Annotated in this window: 10 protein-coding genes; 4 read left to right on the top strand and 6 right to left on the bottom strand. The window is 72.3% G+C overall.

From position 1 onward, the window contains the following. Window positions 1–39 precede the first annotated feature (39 nt). Window positions 40–210, bottom strand: coding sequence for a 50S ribosomal protein L33 (gene rpmG / locus ACFVJS_RS21895; RefSeq protein ID WP_378884850.1), 171 nt, complete (start codon window positions 208–210; stop codon window positions 40–42). Between the two features lie 148 nt (window positions 211–358). Between rpmG and ACFVJS_RS21890 the strand changes: the two genes are divergently transcribed. The 4 genes from ACFVJS_RS21890 to ACFVJS_RS21875 are packed head-to-tail and all read left to right on the top strand — an operon-like array spanning window position 359 to window position 5,065. Beyond that, window positions 359–1,900, top strand: a complete 1,542-nt coding sequence (locus ACFVJS_RS21890; RefSeq protein ID WP_378884847.1) for an ABC transporter substrate-binding protein — start codon at window positions 359–361, stop codon at window positions 1,898–1,900. Further along, window positions 1,897–2,853 (top strand): ABC transporter permease, encoded by a 957-nt coding sequence (locus tag ACFVJS_RS21885; protein WP_378884844.1) that lies wholly within the window; start codon window positions 1,897–1,899, stop codon window positions 2,851–2,853. Before ACFVJS_RS21890 ends, ACFVJS_RS21885 begins: the two co-directional genes overlap by 4 nt. Then, complete coding sequence (locus ACFVJS_RS21880; protein ID WP_378884841.1) at window positions 2,850–3,677, top strand: ABC transporter permease; 828 nt, start codon at window positions 2,850–2,852, stop codon at window positions 3,675–3,677. Before ACFVJS_RS21885 ends, ACFVJS_RS21880 begins: the two co-directional genes overlap by 4 nt. After that, the gene (locus ACFVJS_RS21875) at window positions 3,674–5,065 is read left to right on the top strand and encodes an ABC transporter ATP-binding protein (RefSeq protein WP_378884839.1); all 1,392 of its coding nucleotides are present in this window, start codon (window positions 3,674–3,676) and stop codon (window positions 5,063–5,065) included. The genes ACFVJS_RS21880 and ACFVJS_RS21875 overlap by 4 nt, the downstream gene beginning before the upstream one ends. Before the next feature lie 68 nt (window positions 5,066–5,133). On the opposite strand, the gene ACFVJS_RS21870 is transcribed toward ACFVJS_RS21875, so the two are convergent. The 5 genes from ACFVJS_RS21870 to ACFVJS_RS21850 all read right to left on the bottom strand — a co-directional run. Beyond that, window positions 5,134–5,412 (bottom strand): HU family DNA-binding protein, encoded by a 279-nt coding sequence (locus ACFVJS_RS21870; RefSeq protein ID WP_165111443.1) that lies wholly within the window; start codon window positions 5,410–5,412, stop codon window positions 5,134–5,136. Between the two features lie 82 nt (window positions 5,413–5,494). Continuing rightward, on the bottom strand, window positions 5,495–7,189 hold the full coding sequence (locus tag ACFVJS_RS21865; protein WP_378884836.1) for an ATP-binding cassette domain-containing protein: 1,695 nt from the start codon (window positions 7,187–7,189) through the stop codon (window positions 5,495–5,497). Further along, complete coding sequence (locus ACFVJS_RS21860; protein ID WP_378884833.1) at window positions 7,186–8,841, bottom strand: ABC transporter ATP-binding protein/permease; 1,656 nt, start codon at window positions 8,839–8,841, stop codon at window positions 7,186–7,188. Before ACFVJS_RS21860 ends, ACFVJS_RS21865 begins: the two co-directional genes overlap by 4 nt. Next, a complete protein-coding gene (locus tag ACFVJS_RS21855; protein WP_378884830.1) occupies window positions 8,838–9,830 on the bottom strand; it encodes a hypothetical protein in 993 nt (330 codons plus the stop codon). The genes ACFVJS_RS21860 and ACFVJS_RS21855 overlap by 4 nt, the downstream gene beginning before the upstream one ends. 11 nt (window positions 9,831–9,841) lie before the next feature. Further along, a partial coding sequence (locus ACFVJS_RS21850; RefSeq protein WP_378884828.1) for a YcaO-like family protein occupies window positions 9,842–10,880 on the bottom strand: 1,039 nt, incomplete at its 5' end.

The raw sequence follows: 10,880 nt of genomic DNA, 5'->3' as shown, positions 1-10,880 counted from the left end.
GCCATGATCAACAGACCGCGCGATGGAGCGCGGCGAGCCTCAGCGCTCCTCGCGGCACTCGACGTGGCGCCGCACCACCGGGTCGTACTTGCGCAGCACGAGCCGGTCAGGAGTGTTCCGACGGTTCTTCTTGCTGACGTAGGTGTAGCCCGTGCCCGCGGTGGAACGGAGCTTGATCTTGGGGCGTACGTCCGACGACCTGCTTGCCATGCTCAACCTCTAACGCTAATGAGAACGATTATCATCTGAATCATAGCGTGGAGAACAAGAGGGCGGGCGTCGGCGAACACGGCTAATCGGTTTGGTGATGATAACGGTTCTCATCTAGGTTGGGGCCCTCCCCACTGGAAGGCACAACATGATCATCCGCCCCCACCTGCGTGGCGCCGCGGCACTGGCCGCGGTCACGCTCGCCGCGACGGCCTGTGGCTCGTCGCAGTCCGCCGCCTCCGACACCTTGCGGATCGCCGGGCCGTTCGAGATCCACAGCCTCGAGCCGTCCGCGGACGGCTACTTCTTCACTCGGCTCCACGTCACCGAGACGCTGGTCACCGCCGACGTGGAGGGGAATCTCGTCCCCGGCCTGGCCACCGCGTGGTCGGCCGACGAGGCCAACAAGGTCTGGACCTTCGAGCTCGCCGACGGGGTCGAGTTCCACGACGGCGAGCCGATGACGCCCGAGAACGTCGTCGCCGTGCTCGAGAAGATGGCCGCCGACGCCGCCAGCCCGCTCGCCGACGTCGGCGTCGAGACCATCCGTGCCGACGGGAGCTCGGTGGTGATCGAGCTCAGCGAGCCGAACGTGTCCGTACCCGCGACCCTGTCCCACTACAGCACCGCGATCCTGTCCCCGTCGTCCTACGACCCGGACGGGAAGGTCGAGAAGATCGTCGGGACCGGTCCGTACGAGGTCGCGAAGGTGTCGCTTCCCTCGCGTATCGAGACCGTACGCGTCGCCGACTGGCGAGGCGAGGAGCCCGACGTCGAGAAGGTCTCGTTCCAGGCGGTCGGTCGCGCCGAGAGCCGTGCGGTCATGGCCACCGGCGGCCAGGCAGACGTGGTCTTCGGTCTCGAGCCGGCCGGCCGCGAGCGCGTGGAGAGCACCGACGGCGTGGACATGGTCTCCGCCCTGCAGCCACGCACCATCCTGATGAAGATGAACGCCGCCGATCCGGCCCTGAAGGACGTACGTGTCCGGCAGGCGATCAGCATGGCGCTCGACCGCGAGTCGATCGCCGAGGCGGTCCTGCGCGAGAAGGACATCGCCGCGACCCAGCTGCTGACCCCGACTCTGGAGGACTGGGACGCGGAGCTCGAGCCACTGACGTACGACGTCGAGAAGGCGAAGGCGCTGCTGGCCGAGGCCGGGTGGAAGGCGGGCGCCGACGGCACCGTCGCCAAGGAGGGGAAGCCGCTCACCCTCGAGCTGCTGACCTACCCGGACCGTCCGGAGCTGCCCGCGCTGGCGACCGCGATCCAGGCCGAGCTGAAGAAGGTCGGCGTGAAGATCGACGTCGAGGTCACGAACTCCAGCGAGGTGCCGGCCAAGCACGGCGACGGCAGCCTGCAGATGGCACTCGTCGCCAAGTCGTTCGCGCTGATCTCCGACCCGCTTCCCACCGTCGCCGACACCTTCGCCAAGGGCGGCTCCGACTGGGGCACCATGGGGTGGAGCGACCCGGCCGTCGACAAGGCGGTAACCGCGCTGATGGCCGGCGCCGAGGGTGAGGAGGCGGCTGAGCATCGCCGGACGATCGTGACGACCGCGCAGGCGCAGCTGCCGCTGGTCCCGGTCTCGTGGTACCGGATGAACGCCGCTGTCAGCGACCGCGTCGAGGGCTTCCAGATCGACGCGCTCGAGACCAGCTGGCGGATCACGGACATCGAGCTGGCCGAATGAGCCGCCTCGGTGGTGTGATCGCCCGCCGTGCCGCCCAGGCGCTGGCGGTGGCGATCGGCGTCTCGGCGCTCTGTTTCGTGATCACCCAGCGACTGCCGGGGGACATCGCCTACCGGATCGCCGCGGGACGCTACGGCTACGACATGGTCGACGCCGACGCTGCGGCCTCGGTCCGGGACGAGCTCGGGCTCGACCGGCCGCTGTGGCAGCAGCTGGGGGAGTGGGTCGTCGACCTGCTCCAGCTCGATCTGGGCCGGTCCCTGGTCACCTCTCAGCCCGTGCTGACCGAGGTGAGCCACTACCTGGCCGCCACGCTCCAGCTGGCCGTGCTCTCCATCGTGATCGCGGTGCTCGTCGGTGCCGGGATCGGCCTCGTCGCTGCCCGTCGACCCGGTGGCTTCGCCGACCGGTTCTCGTCGCTGTGGGTGGCCGGCGTGCGCGCCGTGCCGCCGTTCCTGCTCGGCCTGCTGCTGATGATCGTGCTCTCGGCCCAGCTGGGGCTCTTCCCGGCGGTCGGGCACGGCGACGGCGGCATCGTCCTCCCGGCGCTGACCCTCGGACTGAGCCTGTCCGGGCTCATCGCCCGGGTGACCCGCGACGCCGTGGTGGAGGTCCGGGGCTCGGCCTACGTGGAGTTCGCGCAGACCAAGGGGCTGCCCGAGAGGTGGGTGCTGGTGCGCCACGTGCTGCGCAACGCGGCCGTCTCGCTGGTGCCGTACCTCGGCGTGCAGTTCGTCGTGCTCATCGAAGGAGTCGTCGTGGTGGAGAGCCTCTTCGCCTGGGACGGGCTGGGCCACTCGCTGGTGCACGCCGTCTTCTGGCGGGACATCCCGGTCCTGCAGGCATCGGCCCTCGTCCTGGCGCTGCTGATCGTGCTGGTCAACACGCTGGTGGATCTCGCCGTGCTGGGTCTCGACCCCCGGCCGCGGGGACGGGCGGCGGTGAGCGCATGAGCATGCTGATGCTGGAACAGACCGTCGGGGCTCGTCCCGTACGGTCATGGACACGGATCGCCTCGCTGGCGGGGCTCGGGCTGATCATCGCGTTCGCGCTGATCGGACCGCTGGTGCTGCCGGATCCTGCGGTCCAGGACCTGGGTCGCTATCTGCAGCCGCCGTCGGTCGCCGACCCGCTGGGGACCGACGACTACGGCCGTAGCGTCGCCTCACGCGTCGCCCACGCGACCCGCGTCTCCGTGCTGCTCGCGGCGGTCTGCGTCGCGACCGCGCTGATCCTGGGCTGCGTCGCCGGCGTGCTGTCGGCGTGGTTCGGCGGCTGGGTCGATGCCCTGCTCCGCTCGATCTCGGAGGCCTTCGTCGCCGTCCCGGCGCTGCTCGTGGTGCTGCTGGTCTCGGCCCTGGCCGCGCCCGGATCGATGATCGCCCTCTACGTCGGCCTCGCGCTCGTGCAGTGGGTGGAGTTCTTCCGGGTGGTGCGCGCTCGCAGTGCTCTGGTGCTCGGCTCGCCGGCCGTGGAGGCGGCCGGGCTGCTGCAGCTCGGCTGGGTCCATGTCGTACGCCGCCACCTCTGGCCGGCCCTGCGGCCGCTCCTGGTGACGCTGTCCTCGCTGGGCATGGTCACCTCGATCCTGGCGATGTCGACCCTCGGCTTCGTGAAGGTCGGGCTGCAGCCGCCGCGGGCCGAGCTCGGGCTGATGATCACCGAGTCGTTCCCGTTCTACGACGCGGCGCCGTGGATGCCGCTGGCGCCGGTCGCGGTGCTGTTCTGCCTGACCATCTGCCTGTTGGGGCTGCGATCGGATGAGGAGGGGCGATGAGCCTGAAAGCCACCGGAGTGGTCGTACGTGCTGGCTCGCTCGTGCTCGCGGACGTCCCCGACGTCCACATCGAGGCCGGCAAGCCGCTCTCGATCGTCGGGGAGAGCGGGTCGGGGAAGTCGATCCTGGCCCATGCCCTGATGGGGACGCTGCCGCCAGAGCTGTCAGCGGTCGGCGCCCTGACGGTCGGGGACGCCTCCTTCGACCTGGCCGAGCGGGACTCCCGGCGCACGCTGTGGGGTCGCGAGGTCGTCCTTCTCCCGCAGGAGCCGGCGCTCGCGCTCGACCCGACGATGCGGGTGCGGGGTCAGGTCGCCGAAGGCGTCGCCGGCTGGAGGCCGCGAAGCGCCGGTGCGCTCGAGGCGGCCGACACGCGCCTGGGCCAGGTGGGTCTGGCCGGGGCCGGGTCGTCCTATCCGCACACCCTCTCGGGCGGGATGGCCCAGCGAGTGGCGTACGCCGCGGCCACCGTCGGTGGCGCGAAGGTGCTGATCCTGGACGAGCCGTCCAAGGGGCTCGACCGGGCAGCGGTCGACCAGCTCGCCGACCTGCTGCTCGACCACCTCGACGAGGGCGGTCTGCTGCTGACGATCACTCACGACCTGCGGCTGGCCCGCCGGCTCGGCGGCGAGGTGTTGGTCATGCGGGAGGCAGCTGTGGTCGAGTCGGGTCCGGCGGAGGACGTGCTCACCTCGCCGACGGAGGACTACACCCAGCGGCTGCTCGCGGCCGAGCCGGTGCACTGGCGGCATCCGTGGATGCGGACCGGTGCCCCGGACGACGGCGACGTGCTCGTCCGTGCCGAGACGATCACGAAGTCCTACGGCCACACGGCGGTCTTCGACCGCGTCGACCTCGAGGTCCGCGCCGGCGAGCGGGTCGCCATCACCGGACCCAGTGGTGCCGGCAAGACGACGCTCGGCAACGCGTTGCTCGGACTGACCGCGGTCGACAGCGGGTCGGTGACGTACGGCCGCGACGCGGGGAGGGGGCGGATGCAGAAGCTCTACCAGGACCCGGCGCTGTCGTTCCCGCAGCGGGTCAGCCTGGAGAAGGCGATGGGCGACGTGATGCGGCGCCACGGCATCGAGGCGTCGCAGGTCGAGGCGATGCTGGAGCGGCTCGGACTGCCGTACGAGATCCTGAGGCGTCGTCCCGGGCAGGTCTCGGGTGGTGAGCTGCAGCGCATCGCGGTCGTGCGGGCGATGTTGCCGAAGCCGTCGCTGGTCTTCGCCGACGAGGCGACGTCGCGTCTCGACCTGGTCACCCAGGAGCAGACCGTCGATGCGCTCATGAGCGAGGTCTCCGCATCGGGGGCTGCACTGCTCCTGGTCACCCATGACACCGACCTGTCGGCGGCCCTCGCCGACCGGGAGATCGCCCTCTGAAATAGGTGGGGAGAATGCGGAAAGGGCCGGATCGAATCGATCCGGCCCTTCTTGTGTGTCCACGGGACTCAGCCCTTGGCGACCCGCTCCTTGAAGGCGGAGCCGGCCTTGAACGCCGGGCCCTTCGAGGCCGGAATCTTGATCTCGGCGCCGGTCTGCGGGTTGCGGCCGGTGCGAGCCGAGCGCTCGCGCGACTCGAACGTACCGAAACCGGGCAGCGTGACCTTGTCGCCGGCAGCGACGGCCGCGCTGATCGCCTCGATAGCGGCACCCAGGGCGGCGGAGGCCTGCGTCTGGGTGATCTCCGCCTGCTTGGCGATTTCGCTCACCAGGTCGGTGCGGTTCATGCGATCTCCTTTAATCGTTGATCCGAGCCGCAAGGTTGACGAGATGCGGCTCCTCGCCAGCGTAGGCCAGACCTGCGGATCTTCAATGCTCACGCGCCGCGTGTCCCGCGTGGTTACGGGCTCTGCGGGGGTTTACGGGGCCTTCGGAGGCCTCGGGAGACCTGATGTCGACGACCCGGTCCATCCCGGCGAGGGTCTGGTGGCGATGGGAGACCACCAGCATCGTGGCCGGAAGGGTGCTGAGAAGGTCTGTGACCTGTCGGGCGGAGGCCTCGTCGAGGTCGGCCGTCGGCTCGTCCAGGAGCAGGATCCGCGGACGTCGCAGGACGGCGCGGGCGAGCCGCAGCCGGGCCCGCTGGCCGCCGCTGAGGCGGAGTCCGCTCTCGCCGATGTGGCTGTCGGGGGTGACCGCGTCGGTGAGGCCGAGCCGAGCCAGGAGCTCCTCGATCTCGGCGTCTGTCGTCGACGGGCCGGCGATCGCCTCGCGGACGGTGCCGGCGAAGAGAGCGCCGTCCTGCTCGACGGTGGCGACCGCGGTTCGCAGGGCGGCGTCGTCGACGGCCGAGATCGCGACCGGCGCAGCAGGCGGGCCGGTCAGCTCGACGATGCCGGTATCGGGGTCCCAGAGCCGGCCGGCGAGCGCCACGACGGTCGACTTGCCCGCGCCGGAGGGCCCGCGGAGGCCGACGTGCTCCCCGGGAGCGATGCTCAGGTCGAAGCCGTCGAGCACCCGCCGCTCGTCATACCCGAAGCCCACGTCGCACATCCTCAATCCGAGCGGTCCGTCGGGAAGGGTGGCCTGCCGGGTGTCGCGGGTGAGCACTGCGGGACGGGCGAGCTCGTCGCCGACCCGAGCGGCGGCCGCGCGTAGGGCGGGCAGCCGGGCACAGGTGGCGGCGGCGTCGGCCACCGGCGCCACCGTCGCGAGGGCGAGGACGACCAGCGCGGCGACATGCTCGGCGGCGACGCCGCGGCCGAGCACACCGACCAGCACGCCCACGCCCGCGAGAGTGACCGCCGCCTCGCGCGCTCCGGCGAGCACGCGATGAGTGGTCTCGAGCCTGCCCGCGGCCCGGGCGGCCCCGGCACCGGTCTCCCTGACCTGGCGACGGACCGGGTCATGGAGGCCGTAGCCCAGCACCTCGCGGAGGCCGCCGAGCACGTCGACCACGCGGTCGGAGAGGGCGCCGGTCGCCTCGACCATCTCCGCGCCGAGAGTCTCCAGGCGGCGCCGGCCCAGCGGGACCGTCGAGAGCACGAGCACGAGGGCGGCGAGGGTGACCAGCGCGAGCGCGGGCTCCACGACAGCGAGCACGACCAGCCCGAGGAGAGCGTTGACCGCCGCGGCGACGAGCTGCGCGACCGTGTGGGCGTAGAAGAACTCCAGCCGCTCGGTGTCGGCCATCGCGGTCGACGCGGCCCGGCCGGTGTTCTCCCGGCGCCGGGTCGGCAGTGCGACGGCGTAGCGGTCGAAGAGCGCCATCCGGAGCCGGGCGAGCACCCGGAACGCCAGCGCGTGCGAGGCGTCCATCTCGCCCCAGGTCAGCAGCGCTCGGAGGAGCACCAGGCCGGCCAGCAGCATCCAGAACCAGCCCGGCGGTGCGCTGCGGAGCACGACGGCGTGGCCGACGGCGGCGGCGAGCAGCACCGAGATGGCCCCCAGGCACACCTGGCTGACGACCACGAGCACGATGGTGGCGGCGATGGCGCGGCGCTCGCCGCCCAGGTGGCCGAGCAGGCCGGTGAGGGGCCGCACGGACGTGGTCGTGGCGGTCATACGTGGCTCCCGTCGAGCAGAGGGGACAGCCGGCCCTGGGCCAGCTCGAGGACGCGCTCGACTCCGTCGAGCGACTCCTCACGGTGGGCGACGACGACCACGATGCGATCGGCGGCGAGCCGGGCGAGCGTGGCGGTGACGGTCCGCGCCGAGGCCGGGTCGAGAGCACTGGTGGGCTCGTCGGCGAGCAGGACCGGCCGGTCGGAGAGGACTGCCCGGGCCAGCGCGATCCGCTGGCGCTGACCGCCGGAGAGGCTCGCGCCGGCGCTGGCGATCGGGGTGTCGAGGCCGGCGGAGAGGCTGCGTACCTCCTGCTCGATGCCGGCCGCAGCGCAGGCCTGCCACAGGTCCGCCTCGCTCGCGTCGGGGCGGGAGACGCGCAGGTTCTCGCGGACGGTTCCCTCGAAGAGCACCGGCCGCTGCGAGACCACGGCGACGTCGGACGTACGCACCGGCCGGTCGCCGAGCAGAACCCGGCCGCTGGTGGGGGAGAGGTGGGTGAGGACCAGGTCGAGAAGCGTGGTCTTCCCGGTTCCGCTCGGGCCGACCACGGCGGTGACGGCGCCGGGTTCGAAGCTCGCCCGGACGCCGTCGAGGATCGCCGGCCCGTCGGGGTAGGCGAACGAGACGTCGTCGAGAACGAGGGCACCGGCCGGGGCTGCGCCGCGGTCGTCAGGAGCGGGGGCAGCCGTCGGCGTGGTCGGCCCGCCGACGCCGAGCCTTCGCAGCGCCGGGACGGCGGAGGTCCCGAGATAGCCCGCATGCCAGGCTGCGGAGAGGTCCCGGATGGGGCGGAAGACCTCGCTCACCAGCATGAGCGCCAGGTAGAGCTCCGCCGGTGGCACCCCGGAGCCGCTCACGCTCGCCACCAGTGCGAGCCCGGCGGCCGCGACCGTGCCTCCCTGGACGGCGAGGTCGATGAGCGCGGTGTCGAGCAGCGACGTACGCATCACCCGCACGGTCGCGCGGTGCAGGTCATCGCTGCGCCGGGCCATCCGGTCGCGCGTCTGGTCGACCCGCCCGAGCAGGCGCAGTGTCGACATGCCGCGGAGGGCCTCGAGCAGGTCCGAACCCAGGCCCTCATAGGTGTCCCAGTGGTCGTCGGAGCGCCGCCGCATGAGCCGCTTCCACAGCAGCGGAGCCGTCAGTGCCGCGGCGGCCCCCACCCCGGCCGCCAGCCCGGCGAGCGGATGGACGAGGACCAGCAGCACGGTCACGACCGGGATCAGCACGAGCGCCTGGGCGAAGGCGGGCAGATAGCGGGTGACGTACGCGTCGACCCCGTCGACCCCGTCGACGAGCGCCGTCCGCAGACCGCCGTCGCGCCGGCCGGGGTCGTGCAGGGCCTCGGGAACCAGGACGCCCCGCAGCGCCTCGTCCCGCACCCCGAGGCGTACGTCCTCGCCCAGCCGAGCCGCGGCACGAGCCTGCGCCCACGACAGGAGCCAGCGTGCGGCGACGATCCCGACGATCCACAGGGCCGCCGTCACCGCGCGGTCATCGTCGCGGTCGACGACCGCGAAGAGTCCCTGAGCCAGGGCATAGGCCTGCGGGAGATAGGTGGCGGTCACCAGGACCTGCAGCCCGACGGTCGTCGTGGCCGGGCCTGGATGTCGCAGCGCGGTACGCAGCAACAGGGTGTCGACCATCATGCGGCGGCTCCGTTCTCGAGGATGGCGATGGCATGGACCAGCGGCCGGTCGCCGGCCGGCAGTGTGCAGAATCCCGAGACGGCGCGGACGCCGTGGCCGCGGGCGTCCAGGGAGTAGGTGAGCCGGGCGGCCTCGCGATGCACCTGCCACAGCCGGGCGTAGCCGGTGGCGTCGAGACGTATGGGGCGCTCCCAGGCGATGACCCGGTCGGCGCCGAGCACCCAGGACTGGCCGCTCTGCCTGGCCACCTCGGTGATCTCCGCGGGGGCGGCGGCACGTCCGCGGCGGTCATGGAAGCGTTCCAGAGCAGGGCTGCGGCGCGAGCAGATCGCCGCCGACGCGACCTCGTCCAGGCGAGGAGCGAGGGGCAGCCCCACCCGGGCCATGGCGATCTCGGGAACCAGGCCGCGCTCGAGCCACCACGCGACCTGCGCCGCCCCAGGCACGCCGAGGGCGGCCCGGGCGGCGGTCAGGTCGAACCAGTCCCTGGGCAGGTGAGCGCCGGGAAGCAGGCGGAGCAGCGCCTCGAGCGCGTACGCCGAGTCCGCGACCCACAGCGGCCAGGAGCGGTGCCGGTAGCGGCCGAAGGTCCGTCCCGGCTGGACCGTGAGGACGATCTCAAGGTCTCGCCCGAGCCCGGCGGGCTCCCAGGGCTCGGGCCGCTGAACGAGCTGCTCGGTCGTCGCGTCGTAGACGTAACGCCCCGGAGCGAGATGCGCCCCGCGTCCGGGAGGAACCACCAGGTGCCATTGCACGGGGTAGCAGCCGCCGGCCGACGGGACGGCTCGGCGAGGGATCGTCGTCGGGCTCCCGTCGGGGCGCGGATGGTGACCGCGCGCCCGCCACAGCCGATGGACGGCCGTCGCCGCCGCGCCGCCGATCTCCACCGGCTCGCCCGGCCAGCGGTTCGCGCGAGGCCCGGGAGGCAGCGGATCGCCCGGAGGGTCGGAGGAGAAGGCGGTCTCGAGGAGCGCCGTGCTCGAGGTCATAACCGGCGCCTTCACATGTGGGGCGGAGGGCACAGGCCCAGTGGCTCGCCGGTGTCGGCCGGGGTCCAGCCGCGACGTCGAGCCGCCTCGGCGAAGCGCGGCATGCCGGTGTAGCGGAACGCCGCCGGGGCGTTCGGCACCAGGCCGGTGACGAACGTGCGGACCACCCGCAGCGACGTCTGCGCCACGTCGCGCGTGGTGAGGTCGCGGGTGATGACCCGGTGACCTTCCTCGTGCAGCAGGCGGCGGACCTCGGCCACGTCGGTGGCCCGCACCTGGGAGACCGGGACGCTGCCGAGGGCCGGCGCGGTGAACCGCTCGGCGAGCCGGTGCACCCGGGGATCGAGCCAGACCTGCACATGGGCACCGAGATCGCGGACGTTGGCGAAGTCCGGCCCCGCTGCGTCGAGGTAGCGGAGGTCCTCGCGGTGGTCGAGGTAGAGGCCAGGAGCCATCAGCCCGGCGCGTACGGCTTGGAAGACCCAGCCGTCGGCGTCGCGACAGCCGAGGGTGTAGATCCAGGTGTGGACGGCTTCGAGGACGGCCTTGCGGACGGCCCGCGTCGGGTCGGTGGACGCCGAGAAGCCCGCGGCGTAGACACCCGTCTCGCGGTCGCGCACGAGCGCCGCCATGGCCGGCGCGAGCTCGGTGGGCATCTGGACGACGTGGACGTCGAGAGGTGCTCCCTCGAGGTCGGCGCTCAGCCCCGGGACCGACGCGGTCTCGATCCCGCGAGCCGGTCCGCCGTGGTGCCACCAGACCTCGAGGGCGTCGCGTTCGACGACCTCGAGAAGCCCGCGGTCGTGGGCGTCGGCTGCACCCTGCCCGGTGGCGATACCGGCGTAGTTGAGATGGAAGACGCGGTCCAGGTGGGCGAACCGGCGCTGACGCCAGTTGAGGCCGACGAGGGCGTGCGGCATCCACACCTCGGTCGCCTCTTCGGAGTAGCCGGAGACCGGCTGCTCCCGGCAGCGGCTCCACAGCGTCGGCACCTGGTCGTCGAGCGCGCGATAGGGGAAGTCCGGGCGGGCGAGCTGCTCGGTGCCCCAG

The organism is Nocardioides sp. NPDC057772, assembly GCF_042798075.1.
Taxonomy (GTDB): Bacteria; Actinomycetota; Actinomycetes; order Propionibacteriales; family Nocardioidaceae; genus Nocardioides.
Note: the sequence above shows the minus strand (reverse complement) of the source record. Positions and strands in the feature narration are given on the sequence as shown.